We start from the raw sequence: 22,808 nt of genomic DNA, 5'->3' as shown, positions 1-22,808 counted from the left end.
TGTTACTCCGGAGAAGAAGCGGGATTTGCAGCCAGAAGCTGCGCAACGTCGGAAAGCGATCCCTGGAAGATCGCGGGGCCGCTGTGGGTGACCTTGACCCACGGGGCGAGCCAGATGCGAAAACCCGCGTCGCGGACGCGGCGGCAAAAGGCATAATCGTCGGACAGGAGCGACCGGGTTTCGGGGTCGATCATCGGATAGAAGAAGGCATGAACCTGCTCTCCCAGCCGGTGCGTCTGCCGCTCGGCCGGGTCGGGGCGAAAGGCGGTGTCGGGATAGCGCGTCCGCATTCCCTCCAGCACCTCGCGGCGGATCAGCATCATCGCGGTCCCGACATGCGCCAGTTCGACGAGGTCGGAGAGCGCAAACCCCTGTTCGGGGTGAAGAAACTGCAGAGCGAACTCGCCTGCGAAGCGCTGCAGGTCCGACGGATTGTCCTTTGCCAGCCCCGCTTCGACTGCACGGGCGACGTTCCGCCAGTTCGTCATCCGCCGCGGATAGGCGGCGCCCAGCACGCCGCAGTCCGGATGGCCGTCCATCGCCCGCACCATCGAAAACACGTCTTCCGCCGTGAAATCGATGTCGGCATCGACGAACAGCATATGGGTGCAATCGCTGGCGAGAAACATCGCGGTCAGCATGTTGCGGGCGCGGGTGATCGACGGTTGATAGAGGATGAACTCGAACCGCACCGGCACGCCCGCTGCTTGCGCCTTCAGCGCGAGGTCGAGCGCGGCGCGGACATAGGTGCCCTGCGCCCCGTCATAGATGGGCGTCGCCACCATCAGGCGGCAATGCGAAAGGGCCGGGCCGGTGTCGGTCACATCGTCTCCCCTTTCCCTCCCGCATACGGGAGGGGGTCCGGGTCAAAGGTCGTCGCAGAAGGCCTTGTACGCAGCCGCGTTCATCAGGCCGTCGAGTTGGCCTTTGTTGGCCAGCGTCATGCGGAAAAACCAGCCTTCGCCCTCGGGGTCCGAGTTGACGAGCGCGGGATCTTCCTCGAGCTGGCCGTTGCCTTCGGTGACGGTGCCGTCGACCGGCGCATAGACGTCGCTCGCCGCCTTCACCGATTCGACCACCGCGGCATCGCCGCCCGCGGTCAGTTCGGCGCCGGTATCGGGAACCTCGACGAAGACGATGTCGCCAAGCTGGCCCTGCGCAAAGTCGGTGATGCCGACGGTCGCGATGTCGCCATCGACGTCGATCCACTCATGCTCTTCGGTATAATAACGCGGCATCGGTCAGCCTCCCTGTTTGCGGACATAATTATGGGGAACGAAGGGCATCGCCGCGACAGTGCAATGCACCCGCTTGCCGCGCACCTCGGCGGCGATCGCGGTGCCGGGCGCCGCATGGTCGCGCGGGACATAGCCCATGGCGATCGGCGCGCCGACGCTCGGCGCAAAGCCGCCCGAAGTCACGACGCCAATTTCGGTGTTTCCGTCGAACAGCTTAGCACCCTCGCGCACCGGCAGCTTGCCATCGACCAGCAGGCCGACGCGCTTGCGCGGGCTGCCGTCGGCAAGGTGGCCGAGGATGCGGGCTGCGCCCGGGAAACCGCCCTCTTCGCGGCGGCGCTTGCTGATCGCGAACGCCAGATCGCCTTCGATGGGGTCGGTCGTCGGGTCGAGGTCGTGGCCGTAAAGCGGCAGGCCGGCTTCAAGGCGCAGGCTGTCGCGCGCGCCGAGGCCGATCGGCTTCACCTCGTCCATCGCGCAGAGCGCGTCGGCAAAGGCGGTGAGTGCCTCGTTCGGCAGCGAAATCTCGTAACCGTCCTCGCCGGTGTAGCCCGAGCGGCTGAGGCCGATCGCATGGCCGCTCCATGTCGCGCGCGCCGCCTGCATGAAGACAAGGTCGGCCGCCTCGGGGACCAGCCGCGCGAGCGCCGTCGCCGCTTTCGGTCCCTGCAACGCAAGCAGGCCGTAATCCTCGTTGTGATTGAGCGTGATGTCGTCGGGAAGATTTTCGCGCAGATAGCCGATATCGTCCCATTTGACCGCGCCGTTGACGACGATACCAAGCTGGTCGCCTTCGTTGGTCACCATCAGGTCGTCGAGAATGCCGCCGTCCTCGCCGAGCAGCAGCGAATAGCGCATCCGGCCGGGTTTCAGCGCCGAGATATCGCCGGGAACGAGCGTTTCGAGCGCTTCGGCAACACCGTCGCCCGACAGGCTGATCTGCCCCATATGGCTGACGTCGAACAGGCCCGCATTCTCGCGCGTCCACATATGTTCGGCCATGATGCCTTCATACTGGATCGGCATCCAGTAGCCGGCGAATTCGACCATTCGCGCGCCGCGGTCGCGGTGCCAGGCGTCGAGCGGCAGGGTCGCGGTCGGCACCGCAAACTCGTCGTCCGTCTGTTCATTTTCGGTCATGTCAGTCTCCCGCGGTTGCATGACGAACGCGCGGCCCTCTGCCGCGGTTTCCGCCATGCCCCCTCTGTCACGGGAACCTGAGAGTTTTCCCCCTTGGGCCGAATATGGCGCCGGGGTTACCCCTTCGGTGGTTCCGGCAACGGGCCGGAACGCTTTCCAGAGTGTCCGTTCCAGCCAGCGCGGTCCTTTGACCTGAGAGTTTCCGGGGCGGTTGCTCCTTCGGTGGTGGGTGCCGGTTGCCCTGCCCCACGCTCTCCCGCGCGGCCGGTCGAATCCCGTAAGGAACCCGACAGACGCCCGAGCCTTGGCGCCGCCCGGCAAAGGAGTCAATCGGCGAGCGCGCGGATCGCGTCGTTTTCGTGCACATAGGAGCCTGACCCGCCCGCTCCGGCCAGCCGGACAATCGCCGCGGCCACGGTCGCGCCGGGAATCGAGCGATAGCGGCGCAGCGATCCGTGCATCAATGCGTCGGTGAGCGGCGCCGCGAGCATCGCGATCCCCTCGCCCAGCCGCGGCGGCCCCTGCCTGTCGCCCGTCAGCAGGCCGGGCCGCAGGATATCGAGCCGGCCGAAACCTAGCCCGCGCAGCGCCTCCTCGACCTCGCCCTTGGTGCGCAGATAGAAATTGCGGCTCTTCGCCGCCGCGCCGACCGAGCTGACCGCGATCATATGCGACGTTCCGGCTTCTTTCGCCGCCGCCGCGACCGCCAGCACCAGGTCATGGTCGACGGCGCGAAACGCCGCTTCCGACCCCGCCTGACGGATCGTCGTGCCGAGGCACGAGATGAGGATGGCCGGCCGCTCGGCCGCAATGATGCCCGGCCAGCGATCGGGCGCGGCGCGCTGGAGCCGGTGCTGCGGGGGAAAATCTCCCGTATCGCGGCGCGCGAGGATCGTCAGCGGCTGTGCCGTGGCCTGCTCGGCCACCGATCGCCCGACCATGCCGGTCGCGCCGACGATCAACGCGTCAGGCATGCGCCAACGCCCCCGGCACGGCATCGCGGCCAAAGATGTCGGCATAGCGGTCGATGGCAAAGCGGTCGGTCATGCCGGCAATATAATCACCGATATGGCGCACTGTCGCGCCTTCTTCGCCGGGCACGCGCGACGACCAGTCTTCGCCCATCAACCGGGGATCGTCGGCATAAGCCGCGAACAGCCGCCCGATCACCTCGCTCGCCGCCGCCGCCGCGGCAAGCTGTTCGGGATGGTGATAAAGATTGGCGTACATGAAACGCTTGAGTTCGCGCTCTTCGGCGGCAAGGCCTGCCGAAAACCCGCCGAGCGGCCGCCCGGCGGCGCGGACCTCCTCGACGCTCGCGACGCCCGCCTCCGCGACATTCGCCTGCGTCGACGCGATGACATCGTTGACCATCACGCCGATCTGGTCGCGGACGAGTTCGCGCAGCAGCCGGTCGCGCGGTGCCCCGGGAAAGCGATCCTCGACGGCGCGGAAATTGGCGGCGACAAACGGCTGCTCCATCAACTGGTCGAGATCGAGCAGCCCCGCGCGCAGGCCGTCGTCGATATCGTGATTGTCATAGGCGATGTCGTCGGCGACGGCCGCGATCTGCGCCTCAAGGCTGGCATGGCTTGACAGGTCGAGCGGAAAGTCGGCGTCGATTTCGGACAGCGCCCAGCCGGGCCGGGTCACCGGACCATTATGCTTTGCGAGCCCTTCGAGCGTTTCCCACGTCAGATTGAGCCCGTCGAAGCGCGGATAGGGACATTCGAGCCGCGCGAGCGTGCGCAATGTATGGCCATTGTGGTCGAAGCCGCCGTGCGCGGCCATCGCGGCCTTCAGCGCATCCTCGCCCGCATGACCGAACGGCGGATGACCGATATCGTGGGCAAGGCAAAGCGCCTCGGTCAGATCTTCGTTGAGCCCCAGCGCGCGCGCGATGCCGCGGCCGATCTGCGCGACCTCGATGCTGTGGGTCAGGCGGACGCGATAATGGTCGCCGTCGGGCGCGACGAACACCTGCGTCTTGTGACGCAGACGACGGAAAGCGATCGAATGGATGATCCGGTCGCGGTCGCGCTGAAAGGCATCGCGCGGCCCGCGGACGACGCGGCCGACCTCTTCATAACGGCGTCCGCGGTTCTGCGCTGGATCGCTGGCGCACTCCGCGACACTCACTTGACCGGGTCGACTTCCTGACCGGCTTCGCTGTTGAACAGGAAGCCGTCGCCGCCCGCCTTCTTGTAGCTCGCCAGCCAGTCTTGCGCTGCCTTACGGTCCTTGAACGGTCCGACGAGCAGGCGGCGGGTCCGCCCCCATTCGGCGGTAGCGGCCGACTTACCCTTGAAAATATCGGGACTCTTCTTGGCGAATTTGCCAAAATCGGTCGCCAGCGCCCTTGCGTTGGCGCCCGTCGCAACCTGCACCCAGATGCGCGCGGGATTGGCCTTTTTCTCGGCCGCTTCTTCTTTCGCCTTGGCCTCGGCTTCGGCCTTCGCTTTCGCCGCAGCGGCGTCCTTCTCGCGCTTCGCCGCCTCGGCGGCTTCGGCGCGGCGGCGATCTTCCTGCAGCTTCGCCAGGGTATCGGCTCCGATCGCGTCGGCGGGGCGCGCCAGTTCCTCGGGGGGAATCTCGATCGAGCCGACGATGTCGGCGAGCGAGGCAAGCGGCGCAGCGCTGACAGGCGTAGGCGCTGCAGCGGCAGGCGTGGGCGTCGAAGGCGGTGGTACGGCCGCAGGCTGCGCCGACGGGGGCGCAGGCTCCACGGCGGGAGTGGGCGCTGGCGTTGGCGACGACCGGATATCGGCAATCGAGAAGCCGGGTCCGACCGGCCCGGCATCGCGGTTCACCGCCACACCGATCGGCGGCGTCGTTGGAGCCGGTGCCGGAGCCGGCGCAGGAGCGAATGTCGGTGTCGGAGCCGGTGTTGGTGCGGGGGCCGGAAGAGCTGCGACGACGGTCGGGGCCGGGGCCCGCGTCGGTGTCGGTGTCGGTGTCGGTGTCGGTGCGGGGGTCGGCCGCGGCGCGGGCGTCGATGCCGGCGCCATCTGGATCGGGGTTCGCGGCGCCGCAGCGGGCGCTTCGGCAACGCGGCGGACGGGAGCCGCCGGCACCGTTTCGCGCCCCCGCTCACGATCGCTGCCCTGCCGTCGCTTACTGGATGTCGATGCCGGTGCGGGGGCCGGAGCGGGCGTTGCCGCCGCGACCTGCACCGGTTTGCGCCGCGGCCCCAACTCGCCGGCAGGGAAGCGCCCGAAATGTGCTGCGGCGGCCTGTTGTGCCGGATTGAGCCGGTCCATCTTGGTGAGATAAGGCAGGATATTCTGCGCAAGTTGCGGCGGCATCGTCGCGTTGACGACCTCGGTCGCCTCGTCCTCGCGTCCGGCAATCGCCAGCATCATCGCGCGCAGCCGCCAGGCACCGCGATCCTGCGCGCGCAATTGCGGCGTCAGCAACTGGATACCGCGATCCGCCTGCCCGCTGATCGCCAGCGACAGCGCAAAGCGGCGCGTCAACTCGTCATTGGGCGCAATCGACAGCGCGAGTTGATAGTCGCGCTGCGCCGCGTCCTGCTGCCCGAGCAGGTCGCGCGCCAGTCCCCGATCGGCGAGGAACAGCCGTTCCGGCGCCCCAAGAAGCTGAGCTTCGCCGAAATAGTCGAGCGCCCGGGTCGGATTTTCCATATGGACCGCCGCCGATCCAAGTGCCGCCTTGACCGCCCCATCGCGCGGGTTGGCCTGCTCGGCGCGAGCGAGAAATCCCAGCGCCGCGCGATAATCCTCGAGGTCGATCGAAGCCCGGCCGGCGTCGAGCAGCGCGGCGGGGTCGCTATTGTTCGCTGCAATGCGCGCGAGCGCCGACGACAGCAGCGTCCGCGCCGTGGTACGCTTGTCCATCGCCGCCTTGGTCGCAGCGTCGGGCGGCGTGACCTGCATGGCCAGCGCCGGGGATACGATCGCCGTACCGAGCGACAGGGCGAAGAACATGCGGGCGAGATGCCGCACGCGTCCCCGCCTGCCCGTCCAGTTTATTCGCCGCATGGGCAAATCATCCCGAGTTCCGGCCGCCTTGCCCATCAAATCGCTACGGCCGCGCGAGCCCCGTTACTGGTTGTTCTGTCGCCCAAGAAAGCGCGGGATATCGACCCCGTCTTCCTTCTCTGCCTCTTCGCCATCGACCTGCGTCGATCCGCGCGACAGCCGCGACATCCGCTCGAACAGCGTCCCGCCGCCGCCCCCGCGTGCCGGCGATTCGGCAGCCGGAGCAGCCGGCGACGGGCGATATTCGGCGACCGGCGCTTCGGGCTGGCCGAGCACCAGTTCGTCGGCAGTGTCGTCATATGTTGCCGCGACCTCCGACAGGACCATCGGCTCTTCTTCGGCTTCCGCCGCCGGAGCTTCGGGCTGGACATCGTCGTTGAGCGAAAAACCGGGCGCCGGATCGTTGTCGGTTGCCGGTGCGGTTTCTGCGACGGGCTCCTCCGCGACAACCGGCTCGATCGCTTCCTCGACGACCGGAGTCGGCGCCACCGTGCGCGCCGGAGCGAAGGAGAAGCTGCGCGTCGCGGGCGAAGCCTGCGCCGCCGTTTCACCATTGCTGTCGATGCCGGTCGCGACGACCGAAACGCGGATCTTGCCGTCGAGGCTGTCGTTGAAGGCGCTGCCCCAGATGATGTTGGCGTCGGGATCGACCAGCTCGCGAATGTGGTTCGCAGCTTCGTCGACTTCCATCAGGCGCATATCCTCGCCGCCGGTGATCGAGATGATGACGCCCTTGGCGCCCGCCATGGACACGCCGTCGAGCAGCGGATTGGCAATGGCTTTCTGGGCAGCTTCGAGCGCGCGGCCGTCGCCTTCGGCCTCGCCGGTGCCCATCATCGCCTTGCCCATTTCGCGCATCACGCTGCGCACGTCGGCGAAGTCGAGGTTGATCAGGCCAGGCATGACCATCAGGTCGGTAATGCCGCGAACGCCCTGCTGGAGCACTTCGTCGGCCATCGTGAACGCTTCCTTGAAGGTCGTGTTCGGATTGGCGACGAGGAAGAGATTCTGGTTCGGAATGACGATCAGCGTGTCGACATGGTCCTGCAGCTCGGCAATGCCGGCCTCGGCGGACCGCATGCGACGCTGGCCTTCGAATGTGAAAGGCTTGGTCACGACGCCGACGGTCAGGATACCGCGGTCGCGTGCGGCCTTGGCGATCACCGGGGCGGCGCCGGTACCGGTGCCGCCGCCCATGCCGGCAGCGACGAAGCACATGTGCGCACCGTTCAGCGCCTCTTCGACCTGCGCGATGCTTTCCTCGGCCGCCGCGCGGCCGACCTCGGGCCGCGAACCCGCACCCAGACCCTGGGTGATCTGCGTCCCCAGCTGGATGCGCCGTTCGGCCGGCGAGGCGTTGAGCGCCTGCGCATCGGTGTTGGCGACGATGAAATCGACGCCCTCGACACGCGCGGCAATCATGTTGGCGATGGCATTGCCCCCTGCGCCACCGACGCCGATCACCGCGATCCGCGGCTTCAGCTCATCGACCTGCGGCGGGCCAATATTGATGCTCATCAATCGATCTCCCTGCAGCGGCGAACCAGCGCCGCTTCCCTCACCATGCGACCCTGCCGGTCGGTGGTCGGACCGTCCGGCTTTCTTTCCGTGCATTGCACTATTGTTACGCGGGAATCACCCAAAAAATTAACCTTTTCGTCGCTCTGCATTCAGAAACTGCTCTTGAGTGCCGCCATCAAGCGGTGAATGATGCCCGCACCCTTCGGCCGGTACACATCCTGACCCATCATCGGCAGGTCACGGAGGTCTACGGGGTCCGACGCGGCATAGAGAACCAGACCCGCGAGCGTTGCGAAAGCCGGTCCCGAATGCGCATCGGGCAGGCCGTGCAAGCCGCGCGGTCGCCCGACGCGCGCCGCGCGGCCGAGCGCGCTCTGGGTATAGTCGGCAAGGCCTTTCAGGTCGGCACCGCCGCCGACCAAAACGACTTGGCGACCGATCGGCCCGACGAAATGCAGGTCTTTCAGCGTCCTGCCAATCTCTCCCATCATCGCGTCGAGCCGCTGGCGGATCACCGAGACGAGCTGGGCACGCGTGATGCGGGGAGAATCGCTGCCGGCCGGGGCGCCGGGTTCGAGTTCGATGATCTCGTTATTGTCGCGCGGGCTCGCCGACGCCGACCCGTAGAAGCTCTGGAGCCGCTGCGCCTGGCTGCGACGGATGCCGAAGGCCGAGGCGATATCGTCGGTGATGTCGCTGGCGCCGAACGGCAGCGACGCCATTTCGACCAGCATGCCGCCGGCATAGAGCGAAACCGTCGTCACGGCGGCGCCAAGCTCGACGAGCGCGACGCCGAGGTCGCGTTCCTCGTCGGACAGGCACGCCAACCCCGCCGCGATCGGCGACGCGACGACCGCACGGACGTCGAGATGCGCCTGCCGGACCGCCGCCTCGAGGTTCCGTACCGGCGCCCCGTCGGCCATGATGATATGGATATCGACCCCCAGCCGGTCGGCGTGGAGGCCGATCGGGTTCTTGACGCCGGTCAGGCCGTCGAGGGTGTAGAGCGCCGGCTGGGCGTGAAGGATCATCCGGCCTTCGGGATCGATGCCGGCGCGGCCCGCCGCGAGCAGGTCGTCGACGTCCTCCTGCTCGATGCGGTGGCCGCCGAGTTCGCTTTCGATCGGCGCGACGTCGCTGAGCAGGCTGCCCGCCGAAAAGCTGACCCAGACATCGTCGATGTTCAGCCCCGCGATCCGCTCCGCTTGCTCGATCGCCTCGCGCACGATATGTTCGGTCTGTTCCATGTCGGCGACATAGCCGCGCTGGACGCCGCGGCTTTCGCGCTGGCCGGTGCCGAGGACATGGAGCTGGCCGTCGGCGGTCTGCCCGGCGATGAGCGCGCAGACTTTCCACGACCCGACATCGAGCGCGGTAATGATCTTTTCGATCCGCGGGGGCGCCATGACCTTATCCCTTCTCCGCCGCGCTTGCCGTGGCGACGGCATCGACCGCGGCGCGCGCATCGTCGAGCTTTGCGGGCGCCACCTGACCTTCGTGCGGCAGGCGTAGCACGAAACGTTCGGGATCGCGCATGTCGAAACGCAAGATGCCGCGCCCGAGCAGGCGGTTGGCGCCGTCCATATGCGCGAACTTCGCGAGCGCCGCCTTCGCTTCGGTCTCGCCCTCGGGCAGTGACAGCGTTTCGCCGCTGCGGAAGCGCAGGTCCCAGCGGCGGTTGCCGACCCAGGTTGCCCCCGCGAGCAATTCCTTGAGGCTGCTCGCTTCGGCCAGCAACCGGTCGAGATCCTGCGAACGCTGGTTCGCCTTCGGCCCGATGACGAGCGGCAGGTCGGGCATCGTCGCGACCGATACGGGTTCGAGCACGACCCCCTTCTCGTCGATCAGCGACAGGCGGTTGTTATGCTGCCAGATCGCCGCCGGGGTCCGCTCGACAATGTCTACGACGAGCGTATCGGGCAGCCGCCGCGACACGCGCGCATCCTTGATCCAGCCATAGCGCATCAGGTCGTGGCGGACCTCGGCGATATCGACCGCCGCCATCGAGCGGTCCTTTTGCGCCAGCGCGATGTCATAAACCTTCAGCCGGTCGATGCGGTCGGCGCCGATGACCTCGACCTTCTTGACCTGGAAACCGGCGCGGCCGACCGCCTGCGCCCATTCCTCATTGACCTTCGCGGTCACCCCGGTCGCATGCGCCGCGAGACCCAGCACTGCGGCGAGGCTGAGGCCGATCGTCCAGTTGGCGATCTTCTGCAGCCGCTGCGGGCTGACCGGCAGCGCGTTGATCAGCGCATTGACGCGCGAGGTCTTGATCGTCTTGCGCTTCTTCGGCGCGCGCGCGGGCCGCCGCGGCGGCGCCTTGGCGCGCTTTATCTTCGTACTGCTCATGACAACGCTTCCCCCACGATGCGTTCGACGAGTTCGGCATAATCCATGCCGACGGCGCGCCCCTGTTCGGGCACCAGACTGAGCGGCGTCATGCCGGGCTGGGTGTTGACCTCGAGCAGGAAGATACCCGCGAGGCCATGTTCGTCGTCCCAGCGGAAATCCGAACGCGACGCGCCCTTGCAACCGAGCAGGCGGTGCGCCTGCAGCGCCAGATCCTTCATCCGCTGCGCGACATCTTCGGGCACGTCGGCGGGACACACATGTTCAGTCAGCCCGTCGGTATATTTGGCGTCATAGTCGTAAAAGCCCGACTTGACGCGCAGTTCGGTCACTGCCAGCGCGGTATCGGCGAGCACCGCGACGGTCAGTTCGCGCCCCTTGATGAAGGGTTCGGCGAGCAGGCGGTCGAACTCCTGCCAGGGCCCGACCGCATCGCGCGCGATCGGGTTACCGTAATTGCTGTCGTCCTTGACGATCGCGACGCCGACCGACGAGCCCTCGTTGACGGGTTTCAGGACATAGGGACGCGGCAGCGGGTCGATCGAAAAGAGGCTTTCGCTGTCGACCATCGTCCCCGTCGGCATCGGGATACCATGCGGGACGAGCGCCTGCTTCGTCAATTCCTTGTCGATCGCGATCACCGAGGTGACCAGCCCGCTGTGGGTATATTTGAGCCCCATCAGGTCGAGCATGCCCTGCACCGTCCCGTCCTCGCCCGGAACGCCGTGGAGCGCATTGAACACGACGTCGGGCTTCGCTTCGGCGAGCCGCAGCGCGACATCGCGGTCCATGTCGATCCGCGTGACCTTGTGGCCGCGCGATTCCAGCGCATCGGCAACGCCTTTGCCGCTCATCAGCGACACTTCGCGCTCTGCCGACCAGCCGCCCATCAGGACAGCCACATGCCACGGACCCCGGCTCACTTCGCCACTCCCACGCGTTGAATCTCCCATTGCAGTTCGATGCCGCTCTTCGCTTTGACGCGGCGGCGGACTTCCTCGCCGAGCGCCTCGATATCGGCGCTCGTCGCCTCACCCGTGTTGATGAGGAAATTGGTGTGCTTCTCGCTGACCTGCGCCCCGCCGACCGCGAAGCCGCGGCAGCCGGCCTCGTCGACGAGCTGCCAGGCCTTGTGCCCGTCGGGGTTCTTGAAGGTCGAGCCGCCGGTCTTCGAGCGCAGCGGCTGCGACGCCTCGCGGCTCGCCGAAATGCGGTCCATCTCAGCCTGAATGGCTTGCGCCTCGCCGGGGCGGCCGCGGAAGGTCGCGCGGATAACAACCGCGCCCTCGGGCAATTCGCTGTGGCGATAGGTGTAGCCGAGGTCGGTGAGCGGCAGCGTCCGCTGCTCGCCCGAGCGCAGCACGACGTCGCAATCGATCAGGATATCCTTGACCTCGCCGCCATAGGCGCCGCCGTTCATGCGGACAAAACCGCCGACGGTGCCCGGGATCGAGCGCAGGAATTCCATCCCCGATATGCCCGCGTCGCGCGCGGTCGACGAAACGAGAATGCCCGACGCGCCGCCGCCGCAGCGCAAGGTCGTCGCATCGATCGCCTCGACCTTCGCGAACGCCTTGCCCAGCCGGACGACAACACCCGGAAAGCCGCCGTCGCGGACGATCAGGTTCGAGCCGAGGCCGAGCGCCATCACCGGGATGGCTGGATCGAGATCGCGAAGGAAATCGGCAAGATCCTCGGCATCCTTCGGCTCGAACAACCAATCGGCAGAGCCGCCCGACTTGAACCAAACCAGCGGCGCCAGCGGCGCCTTCGCCGTCAGCTTGCCGCGCACGGCGGGAAGGGTCTCGGCGACGCTCATGCCGCCTCGACCGCAGCGGCGAGGCCCGCCGCCATCTTGGTAATGTCGCCCGCACCGAGGCAAATAACCATATCGCCCGCACCCAGATCGCCGGCCTTGATGCTCGCCGCGATGCTCGCAGCCAGCGCACCCGCGTCGGCGACGACATTGGCCTGCCGGTGCCCGCGATCGCGCAGCCCCTGCACCAGCGCATCCGACGATACGCCGTCGATCGCGCTTTCGCCTGCCGCATAGACGGGCAGCGCCAGCACCATGTCGGCGTCGTTAAACGCCTGTTGGAAATCATCCATATGGTCTCGCAGACGCGTGAAACGGTGCGGCTGGACCACGGCAACGACGCGCCCGGCCCCGGCGCCCTCGCGCGCCGCCGACAGCACGGCGCGGATCTCGACCGGATGGTGTCCGTAGTCGTCGATGACGGTGACGACGCCCTCCCCCGCCGCGATCTCGCCGACCTTGGTGAAGCGGCGCTTGACCCCGGCAAAGCCGTTGAATCCCGAAGCGATCCTGTCGTCGGAAACGCCCATGTGCAGCGCCACCGCGACCGCCGCGAGCGCATTCTGGACATTGTGGCGGCCCGACATCGGCAGGTGGATGCCCTCGATCGTCCGGCTGTTGCCATCGCGGTCGCGCACCACGACGTCGAAACGGTTGCCGTCGGGCCCCGGCGTCACATTGGTGCCGCGCACGTCGGCCTGCGCCGAGAAACCATAGGTGACGATGCGGCGGTCGCGGATGCGCGGAATGATCGCCTGCACCTCGGGATGGTCGAGGCAGAGCATCGCCGCGCCATAGAAGGGCACATTCTCGATGAACTCGACGAAAGCATCCTTGATCGCGTCGAAGCTGCCATAATGATCGAGATGTTCGGGATCGATGTTGGTGACGACCGCGATCGTCCCGTCGAGGCGCAGGAAGCTGCCGTCGCTTTCATCGGCCTCGACCACCATCCAGTCAGACGCACCCAGTCGCGCGTTCGACCCGTAATTGTTGATGATGCCGCCGTTGATCACGGTCGGGTCGATCCCGCCCGCGTCGAGCAGCGCCGCGACGAGGCTGGTCGTCGTCGTCTTGCCGTGCGTGCCTGCAATCGCCACCGTCGATTTGAGCCGCATCAGCTCGGCGAGCATCTCGGCGCGGCGGACGATCGGGATGCGGTGTGCCAGCGCCGCCTCGACCTCGGGATTGCCGCGCTTGACCGCCGTCGAAGTGACGACGACCGCCACGCCGTCGACGTTCGACGCCTCATGCCCGATCGCAACCTTGATCCCGCGTTTGCGAAGTCCTTCGACGACATAACTGTCGGCGATATCGCTGCCCTGCACCTGATAGCCCAGATTGTGCATCACCTCGGCAATCCCCGACATGCCGATCCCGCCGATGCCGATGAAGTGAATGGTGCCGATGTCGGTCGCAACGCCGCGCATCAGCGATCTCCGGCGCGGGTCGCGGCGACACCGGCGGCGACCGCGGCGCTGCGCGACGAGGCGCCGACGCGGATGACGTCCATCATCGGCGGCGCGGCGAGCGATTCAACAAGATCGGCAAGGTTGCGCGTCGCGTCCGGCAGACCGCAGCGCGCGGCGCGTTCGGCGGCCTCTTCGAGCGCGCCGGGTTCAAGCGCCATGCGCTGGATATGCTTGGCGACCTCGCCGGCCTTGAAATCGTCCTGTGCAAAGGCAAGCGCTCCACCCGCCTCGACCATGTCGACGACATTATACGTCTGATGATCGTCCATCGCGTGCGGATAGGGAACGAAGATTGCGGGCCGCCCGGCGCAGGCAAGCTCGGCAACGGTCGACGCGCCCGCGCGCGCGATGACCAGATGCGCCCAGCGCAATCGCTCGGGAAAGTCGGCGATATAGGGTGCGCATTCGGCGGCGACGCCCAGTTCGGCATATTTGGCGCGCACCGCCTCCAGATCGTCCTCGCGGCATTGCTGGACGACCTGTAACCGGTCGAGCAGCGCACGCGGCAGCATCGCGATCGCGGCAGGCACGACCTCGCTCAGCACCGTCGCGCCCAGGCTGCCGCCGACGACGAGCAGGCGGAAGATGCCGTCCTCGGGCAGCGGCGGGAAGCCGTCGTCGCGGATCGCGATAATCTCGTCGCGCACCGGATTGCCGGTGATGTGCAGCTTGGCCTCATGTCCCGCCGGGAAACGCTGGATATTGCGATAGGCGACCGCGACCGCATCGACGCGCGGCGCCATCATCCGGTTGACGCGGCCGAGCACGGCATTTTGTTCGTGCAGGACACGCGGCCGCCGCGTCGCACCCGCAGCGAGCAGGCTGGGGAGCGAGGGATAGCCGCCGAAGCCGACGACGACCGCCGGATCGAATTCACCGATCAGGTCGATGGCCATGCGGCGCCCCTTGCGGATCGCCAGCGCCGCCTTCAGCCAGCCGACGGGGCCGCCGGAGACCCGGCCGGCAGGAAGGACATGCGTTTCCAGTTCGGCGGGAGCGCCCGGAATTTTCAGCCCGCGATCGTCGCTGACCAGCGCCACGCGGTGGCCGCGCGCGATCAATTCGCCGGCAAGGGCGTAGGCAGGCAGCATATGTCCCCCCGTCCCGCCGGCGGCGAGCAGGAAGTGGCGCGTCGCTGTCATGTTTGGGCGCTCATCTTTTGTTCCAGTTGCGGGTCATCGATATCCGCGCCGCATAGGGGTTTCGCCGGGTCAGCGACAAGAGCAAACCCATGCCCATCGACAGCGCGAGGAACGAAGAGCCGCCATAGCTGATGAACGGCAGGGTCATGCCTTTCGACGGAAAGAGCTGGGTGTTCACCGCCATGTTAATCGTCGCCTGCCCGCCGAACTGTGCGATCAGCCCCGCGACCGCAAGGATGAGGAAGCTGTCCTCCTCGTCGAGCAGGCGGACGAGCACGCGCACGATGATCGCAAGATAGAGGACGGCAATCGCGATGCAGGCGATCATCCCGAACTCCTCGCCGATGACCGAGAAGATATAGTCGGTGTGCGCCTCGGGAAGCTGGAACTTGGCGAGGCCCGCGCCGGGACCCGTCCCGATCAGTCCGCCGGCGGTCAGCGTCGCATGCGCCTTGTCGACCTGAAAGCTGTCGCCCTCCGCGAACAGCCAGATGTTGATCCGCTGCTGCGCGACCGGATAGAAGAAATAGGCGAGCACGAGGCCGACGACCCCGGCCCCTGCAAGACCGGCCAATATGCGCATCGACAGCCCGGCGACCATCACCAGCACAAGCCAGGTCGCGACGAAGATGACCGTCTGCCCAAGGTCGGGCTGGCCCATCAGGAGCAGCGCGATGACGCCGGTCAACACGAGCGCGAGCGGGACAACAGGCAGGCTCTGGTCGTGCAGCCGCAGCGACAATATCCATGCGAGCGACACCGCAAAGAAGGGCTTGAGGAACTCCGATGGCTGCAGGCGGAACGCCCCGCTGCCGATCCAGCGCTGCGCACCGTTCACCGATGTGCCGACCAGCGGGACGAGAAACAGCAGGAAGAGAAAGGCTATCGTGCCATAAATGGCGAAGCGTCGCGCCTGCGGTTTCGGCAGCATCGACACCGCAAGCATCACGGGGACACCGACCATGACCCACATCAACTGGCGATAGAAATAATAGAGTGGATCAAGTGACGCGGTGGAGGTCGACAATTTCTGTGCCGCGACCGGCGATGCCGCAGCGACCGCGACCAGCCCGACGGCGATCAGCATCGACACCAGCAACAACAGCACGCGGTCGATTTCCCAGAACCACAGCCCCAGCGGCGTGCGGTCGGCGCGGCTGAGCCGCGGTCCGCGCCGCTTCACCGTGCGGGTTGTGGCGATGACCGGCCGTTCCGACGTCGCATCCATATTGTCCATTCCCCCGCTCATGCCCCAAGCGCCTGCACCAGCCCACGAAAAACATCGCCGCGCTGCTCATAATCCTTGAACTGGTCGAACGACGCGCAGGCGGGCGACAGCAGGACGATATCGCCGGGCCCAGCCGCCGCGGCGGCATGCGCGACGGCGGTCGCAAGGTCGCCCGACCGGTCTACCGGGATGGCATCGCCGATTTCGGCCGCGAACGGCTCCATCGCCTCGCCGATCAGATAGGCGCGTTTGACATGCCCGAACCAGGGACGACAGGCCTCCAGCCCGTCGCCCTTGGCCTGCCCCCCGGCAATCCAGTGCAAGCGCTGGTCCGGCGCCGGCGGAAATGCCGCCAGCGCCGGTGCAGCGGAAGCCGCATTGGTCGCCTTGCTGTCGTTGTACCAGCGGGCGCCAGCGGCTTCGCCGACCAATTCCATGCGATGCGGCAGCGCGTTGTATGTCGCGAGGCCGCGTTCGATCTGTTCGTCGTTCAACCCCAGCACGCGGCACACCGCGATCGCGCACACCGCATTCTGGGCATTGTGCGGCCCCTGCAACGCGGGCCAGCGCATCTGGTCGGCGGGATCGATATCCTTCGCCGAGACGCGATGGAGACGATGGTTAATACGGCTGGCGATCGCTTTCGACGGCCCGTCGTCGACCGCGACGATCGCGACCTGATCGCGATGCTGCAGCCCGAACAGCCGCGCCTTCGATGCTGAATATCCCTCGAAACCATCATAACGGTCGAGATGGTCGGGAGTGATATTGGTCAGCACCGCGACGTCGCAGACGAGGCTGTGTGACAGGTCGATCTGGTAGCTCGACAGTTCGAGCACATAGACCCCGCCTTCGGGCAGCGGATCGCGCGAGAGGATCGGCAGGCCGATATTACCGCCCATCAATGTGGGGATACCCGCGCTTTCGAGTATATGGGTGACGAGCGCGGTGACCGTCGACTTGCCGTTGGTGCCGGTGATGCCGACGACCTTGTGCGGCGGCAGGTCGGCGCGCGCTTCGGCGAACAGTTCGATATCGCCGATCACAGGGACATGCGCCTCGCGCGCGTGCGCGACGATCGGATGACGGTTCAGCGGCACGCCGGGCGACACGACGACGCCCGCGAACCCGATCAGGTCGACCGCCAGCGGGTCGCCGATGTCGGCGTTCAGCGCCATCGCCTCGTCGCGCGCGGCCTCGCGGTCGTCCCACGCGGTAACGCCCGCGCCGCTGGCGACGAGCGCCTCGACGGTCGCCAGACCCGAGCGCGCCAGTCCCAGCACCGCATAGCGGCGGCCGGCAAAGGCGCGCGAGACGATCACCGCAGCTTCAAGGTCGCGAGCCCTGCGAGCGCGAGGACGATCGAGACGATCCAGAAGCGGATGACGACGGTGGATTCGGGCCAGCCGAGCTGTTCGAAATGGTGATGGATCGGCGCCATGCGGAACACGCGCTTGCCGGTGCGCTTGTACCAGAAGACCTGGATGATCACCGACAGCGCCTCGACCACGAACAGCCCGCCGATGATGACGAGGACGAGTTCATGCTGTGCGGTCACCGCAATCGTCGCCAGCGCGCCGCCCAGCGCAAGGCTGCCGGTGTCGCCCATGAACACCGCCGCTGGGGGTGCATTGAACCACAGAAAGGCGAGGCACGCGCCGATGATCGCCGCCGCGAAGATCGCAAGCTCGCCCGCGCCGGGGACATGCGGGATGCCCAGATATTCGGCGAACTTCACGTTGCCCGACAGATAGACGATGACGAGGAAAGCGAGGCTGGCGATGATCACCGGGAAAGTCGCGAGCCCGTCGAGCCCGTCGGTCAGGTTCACCGCATTGCCAAAGCCGACGATCAGCACCATCGCAAAGACGTAATAGAAGGGCCCGAGCGGAATATAGGCGTCGCTGAAAAACGGCAGATACAGGTCGGTACCGGTACGCGAGACGATCAGCAGAACCGCTACTCCGGCGATCACGAACTCGATCAGCAGGCGGACGCGCCCCGGAATGCCGCGGTGGCTCGACTTGGTCACCTTGTCATAATCGTCGAGAAAACCGACGATCGCAAAACCGCCGGTCACGAACAGGCACGCCCAGACGAAGCGATTCGACAGGTCCATCCACAAGAGCGCGGAGATCATCAGCGAAATCAGGATCATCAGCCCGCCCATCGTCGGCGTGCCCTTTTTCGCGAGATGGCTTTGCGGGCCGTCGTCGCGGATCGGCTGTCCCTTCCCCTGCCGCATGCGCAGCATCAGGATGAAGCGCGGACCGATCCACAGGCCGATGATCAGCGCGGTCGCAACCGCAGCGCCCGACCGGAAGCTCAGATAGCGAATGAGGTTGAGCACCCCCGGAAAGCCAAGCCATTCCGCCAGCCAGTATAACATCAATAATCCCCGTTGGTCAGCGCCGTCACGATATGCGACAGGCCAACGCTGTTCGACCCCTTGACCAGCACGGCGTCGCCGGCACGGATCAATTCGCCCAGCCGCTCCTTGGCGGCTTTGTGGTCGGCCACATGCGCGAAATCGATGCGCCCCTCAAGCGCTTTGGCGAGCGGCGCCATCTCTTCGCCGACGAGCAAGACAAACTGCACACCAGCCGCGACGAGCGGAGCGGCGAGCGCCGCATGATAGGCTTCGCTGCCCGCGCCGAGTTCGCGCATCGCACCCAATATCGCGATGCGGCGCCCGGCGGATTCGCTGCCGAACTGTTCTATGGTTGCCGCCATCGAAGCCGGGTTGGCATTATAGCTTTCGTCGATGACGAGGATATCGCCGCCGGACACCGCGACGCGATGCCGCGCCCCGCGTCCGGCGAGCCCCGCCATCTCGGCGAAGGCCAGTCCCGCAGCAGGCAGGTCGCCGCCGACCGACTTCACCGCGGCAAGCACCGCAAGCGCGTTCGATACCCAGTGCGCGCCCGCCTGCGCGATGGTGAAACAGAGCAATGCGTCCTGCACCTGTGCCGTCACCAGCGAACCGCCCTGCCCGTCGGACAGCCAGTCGACCGCGCGCACGTCGGCGCCTTCGCCGAGGCCGAAGCTCACGACTTGCGCCGCGTGCCGCTCCGCCTTGGCGCGCAGCCGCGCATAATGCGGGCTGTCGAACGGCACGATCGCCGTGCCGCCGGGCTCGAGCCCCTCGAAAATCTCGCCCTTCGCGTCGGCAATCGCTTCCTCGCTGCCGAAAAATTCCATGTGCGCGGGGGCGATGGTGGTAACGATGGCGACGTGCGGACGCACCATCCGCGTCAGCGCAGCAAGCTCGCCGGCATGGTTCATCCCCATTTCGAACACGCCATAATCGGCGGTCGAAGGCATGCGCGCGAGGCTGAGCGGCACGCCGACATGGTTGTTGTAGCTCTTGACCGAGCGATGCGCCTTACCCGGACGGAAACGGTCGAGCGCGGCGAACAACGCTTCCTTCGTCCCGGTCTTGCCCGCCGACCCGGTAACGCCGATGATCCGGCCGTGGCTGCGCGCGCGCGACGCAATGCCCAGCGCATCGAGTGCGGCGGCGCTATCGGCGACGCGGACGTGCGGATGGTCGATCGCCGTTTCGCAGACGATGCCGGCCGCGCCCGCCGCGATTGCCTTGTCGATGAACTGGTGCCCGTCGGCGAACTCGCCCTTCATCGCGATGAACAGATCGCCCTTGGTCACTTCGCGCGAATCGAAGGCGACGCCCTGCACGGTGAAATCGGCGCTGGCGCCCCCACCGGTGGCCGAAGCGATGGCGCGCGCGGTCCACAGCGGGTTCATGCCGCCTCCTCGCGCGCGACCGCAACGTCGTCGAACGGGATAACGCGCATCGCGTCGCCGCGACCGACAATCTGGCCCTGCTCGTGCCCCTTGCCCGCGATGCAGACGATATCGTCGGCGCCCGCCTCGGCAATCGCCGCGGCAATCGCGGCGCGGCGGTCGCCGATATTCCGCGCGTCGGGGGCGCCCTCGGCAATCGCGGCGCGGATCAGCGCCGCGTCCTCGCCGCGCGGATTGTCGTCGGTGACGATCGCAAGGTCGGCCTTGGCGGCGGCAACCCGCCCCATCTCCGGCCGTTTGGCCTGATCGCGGTCGCCGCCTGCGCCGAAAACGAGGATCAGCCGCCCTGCCGCATGCGGGCGCAGCGCGTCGAGCGCCGCCTCGATGGCATCCGGCGTGTGGGCATAGTCGATATACACGGGCGCGCCGGCTTTCGTGATCGCAGCGCGTTCGAGACGCCCGCGCACCGGCTGGAGACGCGCGAGGTTGGCCAGCGTCTGGCCGACATCGCCGCCCGTCGCGATCACCAGCCCTGCCGACACGAGCGCATTGGCGACCTGATAGGCGCCGATCAGCGGTAGATCGACCTTCCAGGTCGCGTCCCCCGCCGCAATCACCAGCGATTGCCCCAGTTGCGTCGGCTCACGCGAGACGAGGCGCAGGTCGGTGCCCACTGCTCCGACGGTCACCAGCCGCACGCCGCGCGCCTTCACCGCATCGATTACCGCCGGCGAATATTGGTCGTCGGCCCACACCACCGCGCTTCCGTCCGCCTCGACGACCTCGGCGAACAGCCGCAGCTTGGCGGCGAGATAGGCGTCCATCGTGCCATGATAATCGAGATGGTCGTGACTGAGGTTGGTGAAGGCCGCCGCCTTCACCTTCAATCCCTCGGTGCGATACTGGTCGAGGCCATGGCTCGACGCCTCGAACGCCGCGTGCGTCACACCCTCGGCCGCGAGGCCCGCCATATTGCCGAGGAAGGTCACGATGTCGGGGGTCGTCAGCCCGGTCGAGGCGCTGTCCTGCGACGTCGTGATACCGAGCGTGCCGATCGATGCGGCGTTGAATCCGGCCATGCGCCACAACTGGCGCGTCATCTCGACGGTCGAGGTCTTGCCGTTGGTACCCGTCACCGCGACGCAGGTCGCGGGAAAGCGATGGAAGAAGCGCGCGGCGATATGCGCAAAGGCCCGGCGCGGATTGGCATCGGCGACATGCACCGCGCCATCGACCTTCGCCTCGGGCCGCGCGACGACCGCAATCGCCCCCGCCGCGATCGCCTCTGCTATGAAATCCTCGCCGTTGAACCTCTCGCCGACGAAGGCGCCGAAGACCGTTCCCGGCGCGACCTTGCGATGGTCGATGGCAAGCCCGGTCACCACCGGGTCGGCGCCTGCCAGCCGTTGATCGTCGAGCAGCGCCGCCAGACGCATTACTCCTTTTCCCCGTTTTTCCACAGCAAGGGGGTCAGTTCGGACACGTCGACGTCGCGCGTCTCGTCGGGGAAGACCCCGAGCATCGGCCCTGCGCGCATGACGACCTTCTTGACGACCGGCGCCGCAGTATAGCCTGCGGTGCGCTGACCCGAACTGAAGGCATTGCCCTTGGGCTCGTCGATCATCGCAAGCACGACGTAACGCGGATTGTCCATCGGGAAGGCCGCCGCAAAGGTCGCAACGACCGAGGTGCGGTTATAGCCGCCCACGCCCGGCTTTTCGGCGCTGCCGGTCTTGCCGCCGACGCGGAAACCCGGCGCGTCGGCCTGGCGTCCGGTGCCGTCGGAGACGATCAGGCGAAGAAGCTGGCGCATCCGCGCGCTGGTCGATGCCTTGAAGACGCGGCGACCCTGCGGCGGCGCCTTGTCGCCGAGCTTCATCAGCGTCGCCGGGCGCCAGATGCCGCCATTGACGAGTGCGGCATAGGCACTGGCGAGGTGCAGCGGCGTGACCGCGATGCCATGGCCATAGCTCGCCGTCATCGTCGTCACCCGGCCCCAGTCCTTGGGCCAGAGCGGAAAGGCGCGTTCATTGAGTTCGATATGCGGGCGGCCGTCGAATTCGAGATCGCGGAACAGATGCTCCATCTTTTCGCGGCCAAGCTGGTCGCCGATCTGTGCGGTGACGATGTTCGAGCTGTGGATCAGCGTTTCGGGCACGTTGAGCCAGCGGCCCATGCTGTGCGAATCGCGGATCTTGAATCCGGCGATGGCGAGCGGCTTGGTTGCGTCATAGCGCTTCGCCATGCTGGTCACGACGCCATTGTCGATCGCGGCGCCGATGGTCAGCGGCTTGAAGGTCGAACCGAGCTCGTAGAGATTATAGGTCACGGCGTTGCGCCGCGTCGTCGGATCGCTGCCGGTCAGCTTGTTCGGGTTGAACGTCGGCAGCGACGCCATGGCGAGCACTTCGCCCGAATGCACGTCGAGAATGATACCCGCGCCGCCGATCGCCTCGAGATTGGTCACCGCATTGCCGAGTTCGCTTTCGAGCACGCCCTGCACGCGCGCGTCGATCGACAGCGCCATCGGCTCGGCGCGCGTCGCCTTGTTGACGAGACGGTCTTCGAACGCGCCTTCGACCCCGGTGACACCATGCCCCTCGGCGTTGATGAAGCCGAGCACATGCGCCGCCAGCGAGAGCTGCGGATAAAGGCGTTCCTTTTCGCGCGGAAAGTCGAAACCGACATCGCCGATCGCGTTCACCGCGGCGACCTGGTCGGGCAGCGCGCGGCGGCGGATATAGGTCGGACGCGGCCCGCTCAGCTTGGCGAGAAACTCCTCGCGCGGCGTGTCGGGGAAGATCTTGACCAGTTCATCGGCCAGATATTGCCGGTTGTTGAGCAGCTTTTCCGGAACGACGCGGATCGAATAGCCATCGATGGTGCGCGCGAGCGGCACGCCGTTGCGGTCGACGATATCGGCACGCGCGGGCACGAACGCCGCCGAGCCGGATCCGCGGCCGGTCGAAGTATCGAAAACCGCGAAATAGAGCAGCCGCATCGACACGAGAAAAAATGCCGCCATGAACAGCAGCATCAGGATCATCAGTCGCTGCTGCGCGGTCAGCAATATCTGCTGCCGCACCCCCGCGGTACGTACCCGGGCCGGACGGACGACCAGCGTGTTCATTGC

19 protein-coding genes and 2 riboswitches are annotated in these 22,808 nt (G+C 66.8%); all 19 genes read right to left on the bottom strand.

Features of this window, described 5'->3' with window-relative positions; translation table 11 throughout:
* Positions 1-2: 2 nt before the first annotated feature.
* Positions 3-824, bottom strand: a complete 822-nt coding sequence (locus V6U71_RS05580; protein ID WP_411341314.1) for a glycosyltransferase family 2 protein — start codon at positions 822-824, stop codon at positions 3-5.
* A gap of 42 nt (positions 825-866) precedes the next feature.
* On the bottom strand, positions 867-1,238 hold the full coding sequence (gene gcvH / locus V6U71_RS05575; protein ID WP_054588443.1) for a glycine cleavage system protein GcvH: 372 nt from the start codon (positions 1,236-1,238) through the stop codon (positions 867-869).
* 3 nt (positions 1,239-1,241) lie between these two features.
* Positions 1,242-2,378, bottom strand: a complete 1,137-nt coding sequence (gene gcvT, locus V6U71_RS05570) for a glycine cleavage system aminomethyltransferase GcvT (protein WP_411341313.1) — start codon at positions 2,376-2,378, stop codon at positions 1,242-1,244.
* Positions 2,379-2,432: 54 nt separating this feature from the next.
* Positions 2,433-2,548: riboswitch (glycine riboswitch) on the bottom strand.
* Positions 2,549-2,647, bottom strand: a riboswitch (glycine riboswitch).
* A gap of 57 nt (positions 2,648-2,704) precedes the next feature.
* Entirely contained in the window at positions 2,705-3,352 is a 648-nt protein-coding gene (locus V6U71_RS05565) for an NAD-dependent epimerase/dehydratase family protein (RefSeq protein WP_411341312.1), read from the bottom strand.
* On the bottom strand, positions 3,345-4,517 hold the full coding sequence (locus V6U71_RS05560; protein WP_411341311.1) for a deoxyguanosinetriphosphate triphosphohydrolase: 1,173 nt from the start codon (positions 4,515-4,517) through the stop codon (positions 3,345-3,347). The genes V6U71_RS05565 and V6U71_RS05560 overlap by 8 nt, the downstream gene beginning before the upstream one ends.
* The gene (locus V6U71_RS05555; protein ID WP_411341310.1) at positions 4,514-6,343 is read right to left on the bottom strand and encodes a tetratricopeptide repeat protein; all 1,830 of its coding nucleotides are present in this window, start codon (positions 6,341-6,343) and stop codon (positions 4,514-4,516) included. The genes V6U71_RS05560 and V6U71_RS05555 overlap by 4 nt, the downstream gene beginning before the upstream one ends.
* A gap of 99 nt (positions 6,344-6,442) precedes the next feature.
* Entirely contained in the window at positions 6,443-7,897 is a 1,455-nt protein-coding gene (gene ftsZ / locus V6U71_RS05550; protein ID WP_411341309.1) for a cell division protein FtsZ, read from the bottom strand.
* A 152-nt stretch (positions 7,898-8,049) separates the two neighbouring features.
* A complete protein-coding gene (gene ftsA, locus V6U71_RS05545) occupies positions 8,050-9,306 on the bottom strand; it encodes a cell division protein FtsA (protein WP_411341308.1) in 1,257 nt (418 codons plus the stop codon).
* Positions 9,307-9,310: 4 nt separating this feature from the next.
* Positions 9,311-10,252 (bottom strand): cell division protein FtsQ/DivIB, encoded by a 942-nt coding sequence (locus V6U71_RS05540; protein WP_411341307.1) that lies wholly within the window; start codon positions 10,250-10,252, stop codon positions 9,311-9,313.
* On the bottom strand, positions 10,249-11,175 hold the full coding sequence (locus V6U71_RS05535; protein ID WP_411341306.1) for a D-alanine--D-alanine ligase: 927 nt from the start codon (positions 11,173-11,175) through the stop codon (positions 10,249-10,251). The genes V6U71_RS05540 and V6U71_RS05535 overlap by 4 nt, the downstream gene beginning before the upstream one ends.
* Positions 11,172-12,071: a UDP-N-acetylmuramate dehydrogenase gene (gene murB, locus V6U71_RS05530; protein ID WP_411341305.1), complete on the bottom strand. Its 900-nt coding sequence runs from the start codon at positions 12,069-12,071 to the stop codon at positions 11,172-11,174. Before murB ends, V6U71_RS05535 begins: the two co-directional genes overlap by 4 nt.
* Positions 12,068-13,498, bottom strand: a complete 1,431-nt coding sequence (murC, locus tag V6U71_RS05525) for a UDP-N-acetylmuramate--L-alanine ligase (protein WP_411341304.1) — start codon at positions 13,496-13,498, stop codon at positions 12,068-12,070. Before murC ends, murB begins: the two co-directional genes overlap by 4 nt.
* Entirely contained in the window at positions 13,498-14,682 is a 1,185-nt protein-coding gene (gene murG / locus V6U71_RS05520; protein WP_411341303.1) for an undecaprenyldiphospho-muramoylpentapeptide beta-N-acetylglucosaminyltransferase, read from the bottom strand. Before murG ends, murC begins: the two co-directional genes overlap by 1 nt.
* A 10-nt stretch (positions 14,683-14,692) precedes the next feature.
* Complete coding sequence (locus tag V6U71_RS05515; RefSeq protein WP_411341302.1) at positions 14,693-15,931, bottom strand: FtsW/RodA/SpoVE family cell cycle protein; 1,239 nt, start codon at positions 15,929-15,931, stop codon at positions 14,693-14,695.
* Positions 15,928-17,232, bottom strand: coding sequence for a UDP-N-acetylmuramoyl-L-alanine--D-glutamate ligase (gene murD, locus V6U71_RS05510; RefSeq protein WP_411341301.1), 1,305 nt, complete (start codon positions 17,230-17,232; stop codon positions 15,928-15,930). Before murD ends, V6U71_RS05515 begins: the two co-directional genes overlap by 4 nt.
* Positions 17,229-18,299, bottom strand: a complete 1,071-nt coding sequence (gene mraY, locus V6U71_RS05505; protein WP_411341300.1) for a phospho-N-acetylmuramoyl-pentapeptide-transferase — start codon at positions 18,297-18,299, stop codon at positions 17,229-17,231. The genes murD and mraY overlap by 4 nt, the downstream gene beginning before the upstream one ends.
* Positions 18,299-19,675, bottom strand: coding sequence for a UDP-N-acetylmuramoyl-tripeptide--D-alanyl-D-alanine ligase (locus V6U71_RS05500; RefSeq protein WP_411341299.1), 1,377 nt, complete (start codon positions 19,673-19,675; stop codon positions 18,299-18,301). Before V6U71_RS05500 ends, mraY begins: the two co-directional genes overlap by 1 nt.
* On the bottom strand, positions 19,672-21,111 hold the full coding sequence (locus tag V6U71_RS05495) for a UDP-N-acetylmuramoyl-L-alanyl-D-glutamate--2,6-diaminopimelate ligase (RefSeq protein ID WP_411341298.1): 1,440 nt from the start codon (positions 21,109-21,111) through the stop codon (positions 19,672-19,674). The genes V6U71_RS05500 and V6U71_RS05495 overlap by 4 nt, the downstream gene beginning before the upstream one ends.
* Positions 21,111-22,805 (bottom strand): peptidoglycan D,D-transpeptidase FtsI family protein, encoded by a 1,695-nt coding sequence (locus V6U71_RS05490; protein ID WP_411341297.1) that lies wholly within the window; start codon positions 22,803-22,805, stop codon positions 21,111-21,113. Before V6U71_RS05490 ends, V6U71_RS05495 begins: the two co-directional genes overlap by 1 nt.
* Positions 22,806-22,808: the final 3 nt, after the last annotated feature.

Origin of the sequence: Sphingopyxis sp. J-6, from assembly GCF_046603995.1 — a bacterium.
Lineage (GTDB): Bacteria > Pseudomonadota > Alphaproteobacteria > Sphingomonadales > Sphingomonadaceae > Sphingopyxis.
This window is presented reverse-complemented; position numbering and strand designations above follow the sequence as displayed.

What these genes read in the sequence shown, in the direction of transcription:
- gcvH (WP_054588443.1), bottom strand. Translation starts at nt 1,238, where the DNA reads ATGCCGCGTTATTATACCGAAGAGCATGAGTGGATCGACGTCGATGGC.
- gcvT (WP_411341313.1), bottom strand. Translation starts at nt 2,378, where the DNA reads ATGACCGAAAATGAACAGACGGACGACGAGTTTGCGGTGCCGACCGCG.
- V6U71_RS05565 (WP_411341312.1), bottom strand. Translation starts at nt 3,352, where the DNA reads ATGCCTGACGCGTTGATCGTCGGCGCGACCGGCATGGTCGGGCGATCG.
- ftsZ (WP_411341309.1), bottom strand. Translation starts at nt 7,897, where the DNA reads ATGAGCATCAATATTGGCCCGCCGCAGGTCGATGAGCTGAAGCCGCGG.
- ftsA (WP_411341308.1), bottom strand. Translation starts at nt 9,306, where the DNA reads ATGGCGCCCCCGCGGATCGAAAAGATCATTACCGCGCTCGATGTCGGG.
- V6U71_RS05540 (WP_411341307.1), bottom strand. Translation starts at nt 10,252, where the DNA reads ATGAGCAGTACGAAGATAAAGCGCGCCAAGGCGCCGCCGCGGCGGCCC.
- murB (WP_411341305.1), bottom strand. Translation starts at nt 12,071, where the DNA reads ATGAGCGTCGCCGAGACCCTTCCCGCCGTGCGCGGCAAGCTGACGGCG.
- murC (WP_411341304.1), bottom strand. Translation starts at nt 13,498, where the DNA reads ATGCGCGGCGTTGCGACCGACATCGGCACCATTCACTTCATCGGCATC.
- murG (WP_411341303.1), bottom strand. Translation starts at nt 14,682, where the DNA reads ATGACAGCGACGCGCCACTTCCTGCTCGCCGCCGGCGGGACGGGGGGA.
- V6U71_RS05515 (WP_411341302.1), bottom strand. Translation starts at nt 15,931, where the DNA reads ATGAGCGGGGGAATGGACAATATGGATGCGACGTCGGAACGGCCGGTC.
- mraY (WP_411341300.1), bottom strand. Translation starts at nt 18,299, where the DNA reads ATGTTATACTGGCTGGCGGAATGGCTTGGCTTTCCGGGGGTGCTCAAC.
- V6U71_RS05500 (WP_411341299.1), bottom strand. Translation starts at nt 19,675, where the DNA reads ATGAACCCGCTGTGGACCGCGCGCGCCATCGCTTCGGCCACCGGTGGG.
- V6U71_RS05495 (WP_411341298.1), bottom strand. Translation starts at nt 21,111, where the DNA reads ATGCGTCTGGCGGCGCTGCTCGACGATCAACGGCTGGCAGGCGCCGAC.
- V6U71_RS05490 (WP_411341297.1), bottom strand. Translation starts at nt 22,805, where the DNA reads ATGAACACGCTGGTCGTCCGTCCGGCCCGGGTACGTACCGCGGGGGTG.